The organism is Chryseobacterium oncorhynchi (assembly GCF_002899895.1).
GTDB classification, from domain to species: Bacteria; Bacteroidota; Bacteroidia; order Flavobacteriales; family Weeksellaceae; genus Chryseobacterium; species Chryseobacterium oncorhynchi.
In genome coordinates this window covers 468,021-487,317 of the sequence record NZ_PPEI02000001.1, presented here as the reverse complement: position 1 = coordinate 487,317, position 19,297 = coordinate 468,021, and the positions used below count along the sequence as shown (strand labels likewise).

The 19,297-nt window shown below is 34.8% G+C and carries 14 protein-coding genes; 10 read left to right on the top strand and 4 right to left on the bottom strand.

Going from position 1 to position 19,297, the window contains the following annotated elements; genetic code table 11:
- Positions 1–72: 72 nt before the first annotated feature.
- Positions 73–585 carry a hypothetical protein gene (locus tag C1638_RS02295; RefSeq protein ID WP_109617822.1) on the bottom strand — a complete coding sequence of 171 codons (513 nt, stop codon included), beginning with the start codon at positions 583–585 and terminating at the stop codon, positions 73–75.
- Positions 586–699: 114 nt separating this feature from the next.
- Between C1638_RS02295 and C1638_RS02290 the strand changes: the two genes are divergently transcribed.
- The 4 genes from C1638_RS02290 (at position 700) to C1638_RS02275 (ending at position 5,698) form a co-directional block, all read left to right on the top strand.
- Positions 700–2,115: an aminotransferase-like domain-containing protein gene (locus tag C1638_RS02290; RefSeq protein ID WP_109617819.1), complete on the top strand. Its 1,416-nt coding sequence runs from the start codon at positions 700–702 to the stop codon at positions 2,113–2,115.
- Positions 2,116–2,392: 277 nt separating this feature from the next.
- The gene (locus C1638_RS02285) at positions 2,393–2,569 is read left to right on the top strand and encodes a BF3379 family histone-like protein (protein WP_034684091.1); all 177 of its coding nucleotides are present in this window, start codon (positions 2,393–2,395) and stop codon (positions 2,567–2,569) included.
- Positions 2,570–2,834: 265 nt separating this feature from the next.
- On the top strand, positions 2,835–3,950 hold the full coding sequence (locus C1638_RS02280; protein ID WP_123838310.1) for a hypothetical protein: 1,116 nt from the start codon (positions 2,835–2,837) through the stop codon (positions 3,948–3,950).
- A gap of 176 nt (positions 3,951–4,126) precedes the next feature.
- Complete coding sequence (locus C1638_RS02275) at positions 4,127–5,698, top strand: M20/M25/M40 family metallo-hydrolase (RefSeq protein WP_109619049.1); 1,572 nt, start codon at positions 4,127–4,129, stop codon at positions 5,696–5,698.
- Positions 5,699–5,783: 85 nt separating this feature from the next.
- On the opposite strand, the gene C1638_RS02270 is transcribed toward C1638_RS02275, so the two are convergent.
- From C1638_RS02270 to C1638_RS02260, 3 genes are all read right to left on the bottom strand, one after another.
- Entirely contained in the window at positions 5,784–6,410 is a 627-nt protein-coding gene (locus tag C1638_RS02270; protein WP_109617815.1) for an HAD family hydrolase, read from the bottom strand.
- Between the two features lie 49 nt (positions 6,411–6,459).
- A complete protein-coding gene (locus C1638_RS02265; RefSeq protein ID WP_109617813.1) occupies positions 6,460–8,583 on the bottom strand; it encodes a Tex family protein in 2,124 nt (707 codons plus the stop codon).
- A 100-nt stretch (positions 8,584–8,683) separates the two neighbouring features.
- Positions 8,684–9,151 (bottom strand): O-methyltransferase, encoded by a 468-nt coding sequence (locus tag C1638_RS02260; RefSeq protein WP_228427989.1) that lies wholly within the window; start codon positions 9,149–9,151, stop codon positions 8,684–8,686.
- 376 nt (positions 9,152–9,527) lie between these two features.
- Between C1638_RS02260 and C1638_RS02255 the strand changes: the two genes are divergently transcribed.
- The 6 genes from C1638_RS02255 to C1638_RS02230 all read left to right on the top strand — a co-directional run bounded on the left by C1638_RS02255 (position 9,528) and on the right by C1638_RS02230 (position 19,265).
- Positions 9,528–11,090: a type I restriction-modification system subunit M gene (locus C1638_RS02255; RefSeq protein WP_109617811.1), complete on the top strand. Its 1,563-nt coding sequence runs from the start codon at positions 9,528–9,530 to the stop codon at positions 11,088–11,090.
- Positions 11,087–12,385, top strand: coding sequence for a restriction endonuclease subunit S (locus C1638_RS02250; RefSeq protein ID WP_109617809.1), 1,299 nt, complete (start codon positions 11,087–11,089; stop codon positions 12,383–12,385). Before C1638_RS02255 ends, C1638_RS02250 begins: the two co-directional genes overlap by 4 nt.
- A gap of 122 nt (positions 12,386–12,507) precedes the next feature.
- Positions 12,508–15,684 (top strand): type I restriction endonuclease subunit R, encoded by a 3,177-nt coding sequence (locus C1638_RS02245; RefSeq protein ID WP_109617807.1) that lies wholly within the window; start codon positions 12,508–12,510, stop codon positions 15,682–15,684.
- Positions 15,677–16,369: a M48 family metallopeptidase gene (locus tag C1638_RS02240; protein ID WP_109617805.1), complete on the top strand. Its 693-nt coding sequence runs from the start codon at positions 15,677–15,679 to the stop codon at positions 16,367–16,369. Before C1638_RS02245 ends, C1638_RS02240 begins: the two co-directional genes overlap by 8 nt.
- A 660-nt stretch (positions 16,370–17,029) precedes the next feature.
- Positions 17,030–17,704, top strand: a complete 675-nt coding sequence (locus C1638_RS02235) for a YceI family protein (RefSeq protein ID WP_109617803.1) — start codon at positions 17,030–17,032, stop codon at positions 17,702–17,704.
- Between the two features lie 229 nt (positions 17,705–17,933).
- Positions 17,934–19,265 (top strand): T9SS type A sorting domain-containing protein, encoded by a 1,332-nt coding sequence (locus C1638_RS02230; RefSeq protein WP_109617801.1) that lies wholly within the window; start codon positions 17,934–17,936, stop codon positions 19,263–19,265.
- The last annotated feature ends 32 nt before the right edge of the window (positions 19,266–19,297 follow it).

Here is a 19,297-nt window from a genome sequence, read left to right as displayed (position 1 = left end):
TAGGCAAATCTTTTGTCTTTAGATTTGCCTTTGAATAAGTTTCGTATGATCAGAATTCTTTTAAAGTTTGTTTTAATTTTTAATAATTTGTAATTCCATAATATAAGAAGGAAGCAGGAATGGATCTGTCTGTGAATTTTCCTTAATAACAAAACCTGTATCCTTGAAAAACTCCAATAAAGGATCTTCTGTAAGGATATTAGTCCATAGGATATCCGTAAATGATGTTGCAGATCTGCATTTTTTCCAAAGAGATTCCCTAATTTCAACTGAATTATATTCCTGAAGAACAACGAAATTAACTTCAGTCATCCTTTTATCTTCCGAAAAACCAGGATATATGGAGCCGCTTTTCAAAATGCAATATCCCACCGGTTTTTGATCTGCATAAGTAATGATAAGCTGATTAGACAGATTATTCAGTTCATTAATCATTTTTCTAGGATCCCAATCCGCAATGTATTTTCTGATGCTTTCCTCTGAAATAAGATTTTTATAAGTATTGCTGACCGAAGATTTAATGACTGTAAAAAGATCATTAACTCCCTCGTCTGAACCTATGGTGAATTTTGAAATGATTTCCATTCTTTTTTTTATCAAAATTATAAGATTAATCCATTCAGAATAGGTACAGTTTGTTAAAATATAACCGATACAGATGTGTATTTTGTAAATTTGTTCAGTACAGATTGAGATAGCATGATGAAGTCTTATAAATATGAAGTTTTTACAAAGGGGATTGAAGAGCAAATCCGCAAAGGGGCTTTGAGGGCTAAGGATCGCTTGCCTTCCGTCCGCGAAATAAAGGAAAGGTATAATTTAAGTACAAGTTCCGTACAAAGCGGTTTTGAATCTCTTATGATTAAAGGTTTAATTGAGAGCCATCCACGCTCAGGATATTTTGTCTGTGAGATGAAAGAAAGCCATATTCCTGAGCGAAAAACAAAGCTTTCTCCGGTAGTAAGGGATGAGGTATTTATGAAGAACATGATGCTGACATCCAAGCAAACTTCCGAAGCGACTTCCTTTAATAATGCGGTGCCGGGAGATCTTCTTATTCCACAAAAGCTGATCCTCCGAACAATGCAGGAAGTTATTCGTGAAAAAGGAGCGTCATTGCTGAGGTATTATCCCTCCAACGGACTTGAATCATTGAGGAAACAAATTTCCCAGAGAATGGGAATATATAGCTGTACATTAAACCCTGAAGAATTGATTATTACTGACGGAGCCTTGCAGGCTTTAACAATTGCATTAAGCTCTGTAACAAAGGCTGGAGATATTGTGGCGGTAGATAGCCCGTGCGTGTTTTCTGTATTGGAGGTGATTGCTAATCTGGGACTTAAAGTGATTGAAGTTCCGGTTAATCATCACAATGGCTTTGATTTGGAGTACTTTCAAAAGGCTTGTGCGGAAAATAATGTACGTGCCCTGGTGGTTACTCCCAATTTTCATAATCCTACAGGAATAATGATGAGTGACGAAACCAAAAAGGAATTGTTAAGAATAGCAGAAGCCCGTCAGGTATGCATTATTGAGAATGACATCTATTCTGATCTTTATTTTGGAGAAGAGAGACCATCCAGTATTAAAAGCTTTGACCATAAAGGATTGGTAATGATTTATTCTTCATTTTCAAAGACACTGGCTCCCGGCATTCGTTTGGGTTGGCTGTATGCAGGTCATTATTATTCAAGAGCAGAGAGAACAAAGTTTGTGTTAGGAAGAACAGTTTCCCCGATTTATCAGGAACTTGTTCTTAAGCTTTTGCAGGAAAACAGATATGAAAGACACTTGCGTTCATTCAGGAAAAAGTTACATCAGCAGGCAGTTCAGCTGTTGGGGACTTTAAGGAAATACTTCCCTCAGGACTCATACTTTCCTCAGCCGCAAGGCGGATACAGTATTTGGGGACAAATGCCGGAAAATATAGATATGCAGAAATTTTATCAGTACTGTGAAGATCATAAGGTTCTGTTTACTCCCGGAGATACATTCTCACTTACGGATCAATATAGCCATCATTTTCGGATTGTTTTTGCAGAAAGAATTACTCCTGAAAGTATTCTTTTACTGGAAAAAATGGGTGAAAAAGCAAAAGATTTTCTTCTTTAATATTAATGATGAAAAGTTAATCGGAGCTATTTAATGCTTTCTATGCTGTTTTGATATGGAAAAAGGAGTGCTTTTTGAAACATTCCAAATCTCTTGAGAACCTGCTCTCAGGTGATAAAACGTGCTTTTTTAAAGATTTTGAGGGTGTTAACTAGAGAAAAATCTACTCTCACATAGAAATATGTTGAAAAAATAGCTTTTTACCTCAAATTTTTTTCACTGTAGCTAGGCTCGAATCACCATAAAACCTATATTTGCAGCCTAAATTTTTAAATAAATGAAAGAACTAATTGAAAAAATCAACGCGGAATTTGAAGCGTTCACAACTGAGGCAAACCAACAAGCGGAAAAAGGAAACAAAGCTGCTGGAACAAGAGCTCGTAAATCAGCTTTAGAACTAAGCAAATTGTTCAAGGATTTCAGAAAAGTTTCTGTAGAAGAATCTAAGAAGTAATTCTCCTTTAGCCGGCTTTTGTAGCCGGTTTTTTTATGCTCTGTAAAGAATCCCTTTCTTTGCATCTTTGTGTCCTTCAGTTGGCATATTTTAGCTTTCATTATTCATCTTTCAATGTGTTGTATATTAATTTTTACATCGTACAGTAAAAACGATGTAGATAATTTGTATTTTAGGAACATCAATGGTATAGGTTATTATGAAACATTATTATTTCTTTTTAGTCCTGTTTTCTGGACTTTTTTCTGCTCAAAAAATTAGGGTAGTGGATTCGGAAACAGGAATTCCGGTTCCAAATGCAAGAATTATTTCACAAGATCAAATTGTTTATACTAACGAAGATGGCTATGCTCCCGTAGAACAAAGTGCTGTCAATTTTGAAATTTCAGCCTCAGGCTTCCAAAATGCAACATTTCCTCAATTTAATTCCTCAGTAAAGCTGAAAAGGGCTTATAAAAATATTGATGAAGTAAAAATGGCAAGTGTAGATATCAGGGAAATCTTTGAAGATGTCAATAAAAACTACAAGAAAAGATATTATAAAGAGCCATCCGTTTATGATGTGGTATACAAAGAGAAAAAAAGCGACAATAATCAACTGTATTTTCTGACCATTGCAGAAGCTAAGTTATGGAGTAAAAGGAATTACTATGATTATAAGGATGGATTTCAAAAAGATTACGACAGAATTCTGCAAATGCAGCTGAACGATGTGAAATACTTGAAAAATATAAAATCAGATAAAATTTTCACTCCTGCTACCAATGAATTTTCTCACGAATATATGGGGAATTATTTTTTCAACTTTGAATTGAATCGTGTATTGTTTCATTTAAAAAATAAAAAAACTAAATATTCAGGATGGATGATTTTTGAAGAAGGAGATGAGCAATTAATTACTTTTAAAATTAAATCATTGGAGGGGATTGATGTGAAAGGGGAATTTAAGTTTAATAAAGCGGATAAGGTAATTACCTATTTTGAAATACATTATTTACAGGACAATTTCCCGATGGTTAAGAGAAAAACTGCAACCGGTGAAGAATATGATTATCAGTTAGGAAATGCAGTGCTTGTTTTTGATTTTTATAAGAAAGATGGGGTGTATGTTCCTGCGCTAACCCGTCTTGAGGGAAATAAGTATATCGCTTACTACAGAGGTGTAAAGCATGAGAAGAGGATCAGTAGAGAACTCATTTATAATACCTTTAAAAAATCTGATGCAGAGGGGCTTAATCCAAAAGTAGATTTCAGTAAAAATATCTGGGATAATGTTCAGGTAAAACAAAATAAAAACAATACCATTTTGCTTTCAGAGCAGGAGCAAGCATTTGTGAATGAGCAGTATGGAACTACCTCAGATAAAATGATATATCCTTAAATTTTCTTTTAAAATAAAGGGTATCTTCTCATCTGTAAATTTTAAAGAGATATTTGTATTTATGTTCTTGCGCGTTCATGCTAAAGGCGAAATCTCTTGCAGATAAAGCAAATTTTAGCCCTATTCCTTTACCATCTCCGCAATTTCTGTTATCTTTAAACCAATCAATAAATATTATGAGGATAAATAGATTTTTTGCAGTACCAGCTGTAGTGTTGGCTGCCCAATTTTCATGGGCTCAGGTAAAGGTAGATCCAAAAGAAAACCTTAATCCTATCGTAAAAAGTTTTGTAGATGAAGTAAATAATAATTCTCAGCTTGAGGGTATGGCTTATGAGCTTCTGGATGGTATAGGACCACGTCTTGTAGGAACTCCGGAAATGCTTGCAGCTAACGAATGGAGTGCAGAAAAGCTTCGTTCATGGGGAATTGAAGCGAATCTTCAGCAGTTTGGAACATGGAAAGGGTGGCAAAGAGGAACTACGCATGTTGATATGATATCTCCACGTGTAAAGTCATTGTCAGCAACGCAATTGGCGTGGAGCCCTGCAACTAAAAAAGCTGTAGAGGCGGAGGTAGTTGTTCTGCCAAAGGTTTCTTCCAAGGCTGAATTTGATAAATGGCTTCCGTCTGTAAAGGGAAAAATAGTACTGATGGCTCAGTATCAGAAAATAGGACGTTCTGATGAACAGATCAAGGAATTTGCAACCCCGGAGCTTTATGAAAAACTTAAAGCAGAAAAAGATCAGGCTACCAAGGATTTTACAGCGTATGTGAAAAATATCGGCTATGATAATAATACTCTTCCGGAAGCTTTGGAAAAGGCAGGAGCAGCAGGAATTGCTATTTCAAACTGGACAGGAATTATGGGTGCTAACAGAATCTTTGGAGCAAAGACTTCTAAAATTCCAATGGTTGATATTGACGTGGAAGATTATGGAATGCTTTATAGAATGGCGGAAAAAGGAGCTCAACCTAAAATTAAGATTGATGCACAATCCAAAGTGCTTCCTGATGCAAAAAACTTCAATACCATTGGAATGATCAAGGGTAAGGAAAAACCTGAAGAATATGTAATCCTTTCTGCTCACCTTGATTCTTGGGATGGTGCTCAGGGAGCGACTGACAACGGAACAGGAACGCTTACCATGCTTGAAACCATGAGAATTCTGAAAAAATATTATCCAAATAATAAAAGAACAATTGTTTTAGGGCTTTGGGGAAGTGAAGAACAGGGATTAAACGGATCCAGAGGTTTTGTAGCAGACAATCCACAGATTATAAAAGGTGTGCAGGCAGCTTTCAATCAGGATAATGGAACTGGACGTGTGATCAATATCAGTGGTCAGGGATTTGTAAAGGCTTATGATTATATCGGAAAATGGCTTGACGGCGTTCCAAAGGCAGTGAGAAGTCATATAAAAACTGATTTCCCGGGAATGCCTGGTGGCGGAGGTTCAGACCATGCTTCATTTGTAGCAGCGGGTGTACCAGGTTTTTCTTTAAGTTCTTTGAATTGGGGGTATTTTGGATATACCTGGCATACAACAAAGGATACTTATGACAAAATTGTATTCGATGAGGTGAAAAACAATGTGATCTTAACGGCTGCATTAGCATATATGGCTTCTGAAGATCCGGAATTCACCAACAGAGAAAAAAGAGTAATGCCTAAGGACGAAAAAGGTGGTACGGTACAATGGCCGGAAGTAAGAGAACCAAGAAGAAGTTCTAAGGATTATAAATAAGAACGGTAAAAATACTTACAAATATAAAGGCTGTCTCTATGGAGGCAGCCTTGTTTTTTTATTCGAGAACTCTTTTCGACTTTAATTAAACATAAAGTTCCAAGTCTGAGAATTTTGAAATTGAGGGAGAGTGTGGTGTAGCCAGCTTACCAAATCCATATTCACAGAAGATAAAAGGCAATCCATTGGATTTTGCGGAATCGTAATCTGTCTGTGTATCACCAATGTATACAGACTCTTCGATGGATAAATGATTTCGCTCCATAACGAGCTTAATATTTTCGGATTTTGGTTTTTTGGTTCGTCCGTGAGATTCAAAATCTACAAAGAGATCATTGAATTGATAATATTCTAAAAAAGATTCAATATAACCATCCTGACAGTTGCTGACGATAAATAGATTGTGTGCTAGGCCTTTTAAAGTTGCTTCCACATCATTATAAAGGATTCCACCCTGCACCCGAAGTACCTTATTTTCCTGAGCTACAATCTCAGAAAGAACTTCTTTAGCTCTTGCATCTGAAATTCCGGGAACAATATCCTTGACAATATCATGAGCCAATAAACCCATGTATTGATCCATATCTTCAGGTTTCAATTCTTGTTTTATCAACTGATGCTTACCCAAGACCTCATTCCATATCCCAATGATAGTAGCTCTTGGGTCCCACAATGTACCATCCAGATCGAAGATTAAATTTTTTTTATTCAAAGTATGCTATTATTTTATTTTTACTGCAGTTAATTTTCAAGTTAAGAAGTTACAAAATCATACTCAGCTGAACTCTTTTTCTTGCTTCGTCCACTTCCGTTACTTTTACTCTGACATGTTGATGAAGCTTTACTACTTCGTTAACATCAGATACAAAGCCTTCTTTCAACTGTGAAATGTGAACGAGTCCGCTTTCCTTAATTCCAAGATCCACAAAGCATCCAAAAGCAGTGATATTGTTAACAATTCCCGGCAGAATCATGCCTGCTTTTAAATCTTTAATGCTTTTTACATGAGGATCAAATTCAAATACTTTGGCTGCTTTCCTTGGATCTAATCCCGGTTTTTCCAGCTCTTTTAGAATATCCTTGATCCCCAGAATTCCAATTTCTTCTGTAATATAGCTTTCAGGCTTTACCAAGGCTATTTTCTCCTTATTGGCGATGAGTTCATGAGTTTTTATTCCCAGATCTTTTGCTATTTTCTCAACGATTCCGTAGGCTTCAGGATGTACTGCGGAATTATCCAATGGATTTTTAGAATTAGAGATTCTTACAAAAGCTGCTGCCTGCTGGAATGCTTTTTCTCCAAGTCTCGGAACTTTTTTAAGCTGTTTTCTGTCTTCAAAAGCTCCGTTTTCAGCTCTGTAATTAACAATGTTTTCAGCCATTTTTTCTCCGATCCCTGAAACATAGCTCAATAAGGACTTACTAGCCGTATTGATGTTGATTCCCACAGAGTTTACACATCTCATTACAGTAGAATCCAATTCATTCTTTAGTTGGGTTTGATCCACATCGTGCTGATACTGTCCAACACCAATGGATTTTGGATCAATTTTTACAAGTTCGGCTAAAGGATCAGAAAGTCTTCTTCCGATAGACACCGCACCTCGCACAGTCACATCATAAGTAGGGAACTCATCTCTGGCAATTTTACTTGCCGAATAAACGGATGCACCCGCTTCAGAAACCACAAAAACCTGTAATGGCTTATCGAAAGCAATTTTCTTTATGAAAAATTCTGTTTCTCGACTTGCAGTGCCGTTTCCAATAGAGATCGCTTCAATATTATAAGCATTCACCATAGAACGGATTTTTTTCATAGCCATTCCTGTTTCATTCTGTGGAGCGTGAGGGTAGAGGGTTTCATTATGAAGAAGATCCCCCTTTTCATCAAGACAGACTACTTTGCAGCCACTTCTATAACCTGGATCTATCGCCAAAATCTTTTTTTCTCCCAATGGTGGAGCTAGAAGTAACTGGCCTAGGTTTTCAGAAAAAATTTCAATGGCTTTTTTATCAGCTTTTTCCTTGGCTTCCTGTAGTGTTTCATTAGAAATAGCAGGTTCCAGAAGTCTTTTGTAGCTGTCTTTTATGGCCAGAGCAATGTGTTCAGAGCTCTCATTGTTAGATTTGATAATCGCGTTTTCGATAAAGTCAATGGCTTCTTCCTTGTCAATACCAATATTCACTTTTACAAAACCTTCCGTTTCTGCTCTTAGCATAGCTAAAAGTCTATGGGATGGAGTTCTGGAAAGGCTTTCCTCCCATTCAAAATATTGGGAGAACTTCTGGGCGTCTTCTTCCTCTTTTTTAGCCTTTACCACCTTGGAAGTGATGATCGCCTTACGTTGATATAATCTACGGAGATTCTTACGAACATACATATTCTCGTTGATCCATTCTGCCATGATATCTCTGGCACCCTGAAGAGCTTCTTCTTCAGATGGAACATCATTATTTAAATATTTTGAAGCCAAAGACTGAACATCATTATGCTTTTGGCTCATGATGATCTTCGCTAAAGGTTCCAATCCTTTTTCTTTGGCAGTATCAGCTTTGGTTTTTCTGCGTTTTTTAAAAGGAAGATATAAGTCTTCCAATTCCTGTATATCAAAACTCTCTTCAATTCTCTGTCTGAGTTCAGGGGTTAAAGCATCCTGTTCCTCTATAGATTTTAAAATAGATTCTTTTCTTTTAACAATCTCTTCAAACTGCTTACTGATCTTTGAAATCTGTTCGATCTGTATTTCATCCAGATTTCCTGTCTTATCTTTTCGGTAACGGGAAATAAAAGGAATGGTACAGTCTTCTGCTAGTAATTGTAAGGTATTGTTAATGCTCTTTTCTGAAATATTGAGCTGTTTCTGTATGAATTCTACGGTCTTCATTGTTCTGTTTTCGGATAGCTAAAATAGGGTTTTGAAATGAGAAAATGAAAGTTGTTACTCTTTTAATGTTCTGTTTAATTAGGGAAATTGTAGTGGAAACTTAATTTACAACTGCTATTGCAATGCCATCATATTCTTTTGTTCCTATTGTTTGCATAATAGTAGCGGTAACTTTTGGATTATTGGCCAACATCTGATTAAAGTGTTGCACACCTTTTACTTTTTTATCACTAGTATTGATGTCTAAAACTTTACCCTCTCGAATTACATTATCACAAATAATAAGTGTTCCGGGGTGTGAAAGCTGTAATGCCAATTCAAAATATTCAGTATAAGGAGGTTTGTCGGGATCAATAAATATAAAATCGAAAGGTTCTTCTCCTTTTGTAATGAATTCCTTTACTATATCTATTGCTTTCCCAACCCTTAGATCAATTTGATCAGAAAGTCCGGCTTTTGCAATGTTCTGGCTGGCAATATCAGCATGATGGTGGGCAAATTCTATTGTGATTACTTTGCTGTCAACAGGAATTGCTCTGGCCATCCAAATGGTACTGTAGGCACCCAAAGTTCCCTGTTATTATCACAAACTTTTGATAATACAGATTATCAGAGAAGTTGTTTGTAATCAAAAGTAAATGTAATTTTAATCTTAATCTTAATCTTAATCTTAATCTATAAGTATAATTGATAAATGTTGTTTTGATAATTTTGTAGTGATAATAATCGAAATTAATGTGGAAATGCTAAATGGTTTTGAATTATACTGTTAGGGTCATTTGGTTAATGCTGTTTTTGACCTATGATGTCAATTCTGAAGACTTTGGTTCTTTAAAATTACTTTTTATAATGGATTTGTTTTTGCTTGAGAATTTATAGAAAACCATCCAAAATCCTCTGTTTTGTACTATATTTACGCTTCAAATAAAAGGATAAATACCGTAATGACTGATAATAAATTATCTCTAAGCACTTTAGAAAGCTGGCTTTGGGATTCCGCAAATATATTGAGAGGAAGCATTGACTCTTCTGATTTTAAAAATTACATTTTTGGGTTATTATTCTTAAAACGTTCCAACGATGTATTTGAAGAAGAGGTTGAAAACATCATGACTCGTGACGGTGTTTCTCGTGAGGAAGCAGAAGATGGAACTTATTTCCAAATGCCAATCGAGTCTCGTTGGGAAACCATCAAAAAAGAAACGGAGAATATTGGTATTGCTTTAGATAAAGCTTTTGCAGGAATTGAACGTGAAAATACTTCTTTAGAAGGTGTAATGACTGCCACCAAGTTTGGTGATAAAGAAAAGTTATCTGATGAATTATTACAACGTCTCTTAAGACACTTTAATCAACACTCATTAAGAAATTCTAACCTGGAGTCAAATGATTTATTAGGTGATGCTTATGAGTATTTGATTAAAATGTTTGCCGATGATGCAGGTAAAAAAGGTGGGGAATTCTATACACCTCGTGGTGTGGTGCAATTGATTGTACAACTGATAAAACCAGAACCCAAACAAAAAATTTATGATCCCACTTGTGGATCAGGGGGTATGTTGATTGAATCGGCTCGTTATATTGCCGAACAACCCAACGGAAAAATAGAAAACAATATCAATGTATCGTTGTTTGGGCAAGAGAAAAACTTGGGTACATGGGCTATTGGCAAATTGAATATGTTGCTTCATAATTTTATGGATACTGATATTCGAAAAGGAGACACATTAATCACGCCACAGCATAAAAACGAAAATAACGAGTTGGATTTATTTGACCGTGTGATTGCGAATCCTCCATTCTCGATGGATGGATGGTGGACACCTGCTGAAAACTCGATTGAGGTAAAATTGGATAAGGATGGTAAAGAGAAAAAAATAACCCCAAATTATGCCAAAGTAGTAACTGATCCTTATGGACGTTTCCAATTTGGAATACCGCCGAGAGGGTATGCGGATTTAGCTTTTTTACAACACATGGTGGCGGTTTTAAAACAAGACGGAAAAGCGGGTGTTGTCTTACCACACGGTACTTTGTTTAGAAGCGGAACCGAAGGAACGATTCGTAAAGCTTTACTTGAAGCTGACTTGGTAGAAGGAATTGTAGGGTTGCCAAGTGCATTGTTCTACAACACAGGAATACCTGCCTCAATTTGGATTATTAATAAAAATAAAACCGAAGCACAAAAAGGAAAAGTAACCATTATTGATGCCAGTAGTGATTACAAAGAAGGAAAAAACCAAAACGAATTATTACCAGAACATATTACTAAAATAGTAAATGCATATGATGGTGCAACTGATGTAGAAAAATACATGCGTATTGTACCTATAACCGAGTTGGCCGAAAACGATTACAACCTCAATATTTCTCGTTTTATTGATACCTCAGAAGCAGAAGTTGAAGTGGACATTAAAATGGTACACCAAAAGCTTTCTGATTTAGAAAAACGTGAAATAGAAATTAATGTGAAGATAGCTGGATTTTTAAAGGAATTGGGGGTATGATTAAATTTAATAAAATTTCATTTCAAAATGATATTCCAGATACTTGGAGTAGAATTCCTTTATATGAATTAAGAAATAAAAAAGATCGATATGGATTTACAGGAGGTCCATTTGGGTCTGATTTAAAATCAGAACACTACACACAATCTGGTGTTAAAATTTTACAACTTCAAAATATTGGAGAAGGAAAATTTATTGATAAGGGTATTGTTTACACGTCAGAACAAAAAGCAAATGAGCTTATTTCATGTAATATATATCCGGGTGAAATAATTCTTGCTAAAATGGCACCAGTAGCTAGGTGCTGTAAAGTTCCTTCGGCAGATGAAAGATATGTGATGTGTTCTGATGGAATTCGTCTTTCGGTCGATACTCATAGATTTGACAATGAGTTTGTTTTTCAAGCCTTGAATTCAAAATATTTTAGAGACGAAGCTGAGTCTAAAAGCACAGGTACAACTAGAGCAAGAATTGGATTAAATGAATTAAAACAAATCTGTTTATCTGTACCAAATTCTGTCCAAGAACAACAGAAAATAGCTGAAATATTAAGCACTGTAGATGAAAAAATCGAGGTTGTAGACCAACAAATTACGGAAACCCAAGAACTCAAAAAAGGCTTAATACAACGGTTGTTAACGAAAGGTATTGGTCATACTGAGTTTAAAGAGTCTAGTTTGGGTATGATTCCTGAGAGTTGGGATATAAAAATTTTAAAAGAAGAATGCATTAAAATAAATGTTGGATTTGTAGGTACATGTGAAAAATTTTATTGTGAAAAGAACGAAGGTGTTCTGATGATACGTACAGGGAATTTATCAGATGGAAAAATTAAATATTCCAATCTAAAATATGTTACTCAAGAATTTCATAATAAAAATACTAAATCAAAAATATTTGAAGGGGATTTATTAATAGCTAGACACGGTTCTAGTGGTCAAGCTGTTTTGGTTCCAAAAAATTTTGAAGAATCCAATTGTTTAAATATTATCATTATTCGCCCAAAGACCACATTAAATCCTGAATTTTTAAAATTTCAGTTTAATTCTAACGTAATCAAAGAACAAGTTAGAAAAAAGACAGCTGGTTCTACACAAGGAGTTGTAAATACTAAAGAAATAGCTACATTAATTATTTTACATCCTCCATTGCCTGAACAAAATAAAATAGCAAATATTCTCAATTCGATAGATGATAAACTAGAAGTATTATTAGAAAAGAAAACCCACTATCAAGAACTCAAACAAGGCTTAATGCAACAGCTATTAACAGGGAAAATTAGGGTAAAAGTTTAATCTAGAAAAAGTTACTAAGCGAGAGGAAACAAAAAGGTATAAAAAACGCTTATTTTTGTTTCAGCGTAAGACCTTTTTAGATTCCAGACCTTAGGTAAAGAAATACACACAATAAAATATTCATGAATAACAAACCAGAGTATATTTATAGCGAGTTGCCAGCCATAGCGTTGTTGCAAGAAATGGGCTACCATTATTTCAATGGGGAGCAACATCAGGAACGCAATGATATCACCGAGGTAATTCTTAAAACGCGATTATTAGATGCTATTAAACGCATCAATCCATGGATAAACGACAATAATCTTAATAAAGCTTATACGCTCATTACAACGGTTACGGGAACTTCATTAATGGAGATTAACCAGAAGGTATGGGAACTGATGAGAGGTGGAACATATACTGTCAAACAAATTATTGATGGCGTAGAAGGATTTCATGCAGTACATTTCATCGATTATGAAAATATAGGTAACAATGACTTTTTGGTGGTGAGTCAAATGAAATTTCACGGAAGGTTTCGACACTCTATTCCTGACTTGGTTATTTACATCAATGGTTTACCTATTGGTATCATTGAATGTAAATCTCCGAATGCTCCAACAGCTTGGGACTCTGCTTATGGAGATTTAAAGTACTACCAGGAAAACTCAGAGAAGCTGTTTCATTTCAATCAGATATGTGCTGGGATTTGGCAAGTTGGTGGAAAATATGGAGCGATAAATTCGCCACAACAATTTTATTCTGTTTTTAAGACCAATAAAGAGGATACTGATATTTTAGCTCTTGCCAAAACGGAACAAGATAAATTACTCATTGCCCTTTTCAAGAAAGAACGAGTGTTGGATATCATCCGTCACTTTGTTTTATTTGAATTGGAGAATGGGATTACCATAAAAAAACTGCCACGATATCAACAAATAAGAGCCACCAATAAAACAATAGAACGCCTGCAAGCTGGAGAAGGTGGTGTCGTTTGGCACACGCAAGGTTCTGGTAAATCGTTAACGATGGCTTATGTTGCCCGTAAATTACAGGCCCCAGAATATGGCTTTGATAATCCAACGGTGATGATAATGACCGATAGAAAAGATTTGGATCTACAAATCACTAAGACATTACAAAACGTGGGATTCAAGAATGTGAACCAAGCTTCCTCGGTAGTGCATTTAGATAAATTACTTCGAAATGATTACGGAGGAATAATTACAACCACGATACAAAAATTTCAAGAAACCGATAAAGAAGCAACAGACTCTACTGACCAGACCGAACTAGAAGAGAAAGGTAATTTGATGATTGAAAAACATCTAAAAGATAAAACGCTTATCAAGATTACCAAAGAACTTCAAAAAGGGAAATGGGTGGAAATTGATCGTGTTGAAATAGAATTAGAAGAGCTTTCCAGAAAAGAAAATCTTTATATTTTAGTAGATGAAGCCCATCGAAGTCATTATGGTTTTCTAGCTTCTTTCATGAGAACGGTTTTACCCAACGCTAAGTTTATAGCCTTTACAGGAACTCCAATATCTAAAGAAGACAAATCGACTTTAGGAGAATTCTATGGAGGAGAATATATTGATGTTTATACCATTATAGAATCTGTTTCCGATGGAGCTACTGTTGAGCTATTGTATGATGAAGGAATCTGCAAGTTAGATGTTAAAAAAGAAGCTATTGATGAAGAATTTGAGGTGAAATTTGGCAATGCATCTGAAGAAAAAAAGGATAAACTAAAACGAGAGGCTCTTAAAAAATACCAATTATCAGCAGAACGGATTAATGATATTTCCAGACATTTAATTGACCATTTCAGGGATAAAATTTTTCCAGATGGTCACAAAGCCATGTTAGTATGTAGCGGAAGAGAATCAGCTATTAAATACCAGCAAACCTTACACAGACTCAAAGAAGAAGGCTATCATAGTTTTGAGTCCAAAGTAGTAGTGAGTATGAGTTCACCAAAAACGGATGCCATTGCTAAAGATTACTATGAAACCTTAGAATGGAACAGAAATAACCCTGCTAATAAAAGACCAATATACGTTGTACCGCCCGAAGACATCAAAGATGCTACGAACGATTTTAAACTGCCTTTTGGAAACGAAGAAGAAACCGAAAAATCAGGCAAGAAAAAATTTGACAATACAGCGATTATGATCGTTTCAGATATGTTGCTAACAGGTTGGGATGCTCCTATTGCCTCTTGTTTGTATTTGGATAAACCTTTGAAGGAACACAACCTTCTTCAAGCTATTGCCAGAGTAAACCGTTCCAGAAAGGGAAAAAATGCAGGTTTTATTGTAGATTATAACGGAATCACAGCATATTTAATTCAAGCGTTAGAAATCTTTTCTGGTGACATAAGACCTGATGATATTTTGAAGAATATCAATGAAGAATTTCCAAAGTTAGAAATGAATCACACCAAATTAATTGATTTCTTTAAACCATTGAAAATTGATAGAAACTACAAAAGAGAAGACTATATTGATTTAGCACTAAGTTATATTGAACCTATCAACATACGAGACGATTTCAAATCTCTACTGAAAGACTTTAACAAATCAATCAATATCGTCTTGCCAAATACCAAGGCTTTGAAGTATCAAAGTGACTTTAAGTTATTTAATGAAATTAAAATAAGAGCTAAAAATGCATTTCCTGATGATGATGAATTGAAAATCAGTAAGGACGAAAGTAAAATGCTTCAAATGATGATTGATGAACATCTAAAATCAAACGGAGTTCATAGTTTATTATCTGAACCAATTTCTATTATTGACAAAAATAAATTTAAAGAGGAAATCATGAACGCATCACCTGCAACCAAAGAACTAAAGATGCGAAATAACTTGAAACACGTCATTAAAGTTGGATTAGATAAGAATCCTGATTTTTACAAACCATTGGCTCAAAGGCTAGATGAATTGTTGAAGCAGAAAGAAGCACAGCGAATGGATGAAGCTCAATTACTTCTAGCTTACACTATAATTCAAGATGAAATTATCAATGAGCAAAAAGAAGGTGAGCAAAAAGGCTTTGTGACAGAACGAGAACGAGCTGTCTATAACTCGATGAAAACGCTTTTTGATGGTACTGCCGACGATGCAACCAAAACATTGTTTGATCTTATCAAAGGCGAGCTGAGTATTGTATCATGGGAGAGTAAAGGCCAAGTTCAAAAAGACATTGAAAATAAGATAATACGATTCTTGAGCACTAAGTTAGAACGGTCAGAAGCTAAGGCTAAAGCAAAAGAAATGGTAGATGTTTTAAAGAAGAATAAAGATGTATAGTGTACAATATGGTAACAAGACCATTGAGTATTCAATCATGGAAAAAGACGGTCTTAAATCACATTATATTAGCGTAGAAAAAGACGTTGGTGTTATTCTCAAAGGAAAAGCGATTTCAATTGAGCAAGCCAATAAATTGATACTTAGAAAAGCCAAATGGATTTTAGATAAATTAGAGTTGGTAAGTTCCTTGAATGATGGTGAAATTGTCACTGGTTCCAGAATTCAGTATCTAGGAAGAAAGTATTATGTTGAGATCATTATTGAAAATCACAGTCATAAAATTGAAATTGATTTTACAGAATCTAAATTCAAGATTACACTACCGGATCACTTGAACACTCAAGAAAATTTACGTAAAGCTGTTGAAAACTACTACAGATTAAAAGCACAGGAAAAAATAGAACCTATTTTAAGAAAGAAATCTAAAACGATAGGGTTACAATACGACAATGTCAAGTTTATGAAGCTTGAAAAACGATGGGGAAGCTGTACACCATCGAATACTATAATAATAAATTTTCATGCCATTAAACTTCCATTTTCACTAATAGAATATTTGGTAGTTCATGAGCTTGTTCATACCAAAGTAAAAAGCCATTCAAAAGAATTTTGGGCTGAATTATCTAAACATATTTTCAATTGGAAAGAGCTGGATGCTAAAATGTATGAGATGAAGTTGTAAAGAGCAAAGTTCAGAAGCAGTGACCATTAGACTTCAATTTTATGTGATCATATAATCTTCGTTTGAATTTGTTATCTATTTAATATTGGAAACTTTATCATCCAATCATTTAATATTCTTTCTCAACTCTAAAAACTTATCTCTTAAATTATAGTTTTCAATATGATCAGGTTCAACATCTTCAAGAAAAATTCCTGATGTACGGATCTACTTTTTCAAATAATTGCTGATTCATATTTTTTGAATTTTCATTATCCATCTTAGAATAATCTGTGAGATGTATATAAAGACAAAATCCGTAGATTGTGGAATTCTAAAATACACAATTTTCAGGAAATGAAAAAGGCGAGTTGCCCCGTCTTGAGTGTTTTCACAACATATGGGAAGTCTAAAAAAGAAAGGAATTCACTGTGACTAATCACGAAGATAATAAATTTAGGACATGTTTTCACCATTTTTCTTATCCAAAATTCTCAATTATCATTGTAATAAGCAATAAATTCACTATTTTGCTGTTTGTTTTTCTTAAATGAGCAATAAAATCTAAAAAAATCCATTTCTTGATATATGTTAAGATGACAGAAATATGGTTTTTCTATTTTTGTATCCGAAAAACAACAAGAAAAATTTCGATTAAACTTTTTTAAACAATTCAATAATATGAAAAAACTTAGTGTAATTGCATTAGTAGGAGTAGGATTGCTAGCAGCATCTTGTAATAATAAAGAAAAAACAGATACAGCTGTAGCTACCGAGCAAAACGTTGCAGAAAGCAAAGGAGAAGTATTAGCAGTTGATGCAGCAACTTCTGTTGTTAACTGGAAAGCTTTCCATAAAGGAGGTTTTGCACCTCGTTGGGGAACGCTTAACGTGAAGTCAGGTGATCTAAGCATTGAAGGTGGACAAGTTGTAGCTGGAAACTTCAATATTGATATGACTTCCATTAAAGTTGATCCTGCTTCAGTAACTGAAAAAGATAAAAAACCGGCAGATCTTGAGGCTCACCTTAAAAATCCTGACTTCTTTGATGTAGCAAAAAACCCTACTTCAGACTTTAAAATCACAAGTGTAACAGACCTTAAGGAAACTCCAAAAGATGCTGTTGCAGGTGCTAACAAAACAGTAAGCGGAAACCTTACATTAATGGGAAAAACGATGAATGTTACTTTCCCTGCTAAAGTAGATGTAGTAGATAATACTGCGGCTGTTCAGGCTAAATTTACTGTAAACAGAACAGATTGGGGAATTAAGTTTGGTACTTCTGAAGCAGACCCTGCAGAATGGATGATCAGCAAAGATATTGAGATCGCAATCGATGTAAAAGCTAAAAAATAATTAGCGTAATATTATAACTAAAGAGCTGTCTGAATAAGACCGCTCTTTTTTATTTGGAAAACTTCTTCCTATTTACAAATGATGGCAATACACTAAAAAATAATGTTTGATGTTTTTAATGTTTTGTTGTTTATTTTGTTTTTATTGTGTTATATGTTTGGTTTTTATTTACTATTTTTAACTAAAATTTAATTATTTAAGAATTAAATTCAAAAAAAACTAAATAACTATGATAAAACTCTATCTATTTTTATTCTCCTTTTTGGGGGGGATCTTCAATGCTCAGCTTTACTGGAAAAAGCTTGACCCAACTGTACCACCTGGTTTTCCTTATTCCCCACAATATTCAGTAGGTGCCAAAGATCTTATCTGGGTTTCTTTTGCTGATGGAGCAGCGCCTTTTAAGGTAGCAACAGGAACGAGTTTTTCAATAAGTACGGATGGCGGAAATACCTGGGCTACCAAAGGGTATTTTCCATTTAATTTAGTAAGTAATGATCCTAATGGATTTACATACAGGGGGTTTTCTTCACTTTCTTCTAATTCAGCATTATATCTTTGGGCTGTAAATAATAGTGCAAAAGTATTTAAGACCAAAGATGGTGGAGTAACCTGGCTGAAGACAGGTGAATTTGATACTTATCCTCATTCCATGTATTTTTTTGATGCCAATAATGGTATTGTAGTGTGTCGAGAAAGCAGCTCCTCAAAATTCAAGATTTATAGAACCACCGATGGAGGTGATAGCTGGCAAGGTATTAATGAGGGGAATGTTCCTCCAATAATAGGAACTGATACTGCAATACTTCAATGGGGGTTTTACGCCGGATATAAAGATTCTTTTTGGTTTGGAACATATAATGGAAAAATTTTTAAAACCAATGATAAAGGTGTTACGTGGACTGTGGTGCAGTCGCCATACAATTCTGGTGCTATGACTGGGACAACTTCAAATAGTATGGGACATTTTACACTTGAAGATGCAAATACAGCTTATATGGTTGAATACTTTTCCGGAAAACTTCATAAAACAACCGATGGGGGAGTAACCTGGACTGATCTTGGAAAAACAGAAACCGGAACTTCAGATTATAATATCTTAAAAATTCCTAATAGTGATGTCTTATTGGCATCCGGGCAGATTACAAAATATACTCTGGATAAGGGGCTTACATGGACTAAAATTGATGATGATCCTAAGTTTGATCCTACAAGCACAGGTGCTAATTCTACCTATGGTACTATGACAACAAATAAAACGAATATCTATAAACTTATGGGGATTGTAGATAAGTCTCCCGTAGAGACAGAAACTCCTGTTGGCAGTAAAGATGACGATGATGAATTTGCAATTTATCCAATACCTACAGGGGATTACCTTTATGTTAGATCAAAAATTCTTATTGATGGTTATGTGATATGGGATTCTGCAGGAAGACTAATACAGCAAGGGAAAACCAATGATAATCGCATTAATGTTTCATGGTTTTCAGAAGGAACCTATCATATTGAAATCCGTCACAACGGCAATACAATTGTAAAGAAGTTCATTAAAGAATAGACTTTTATGACCAGTTTAAAGATAAAAGTGAT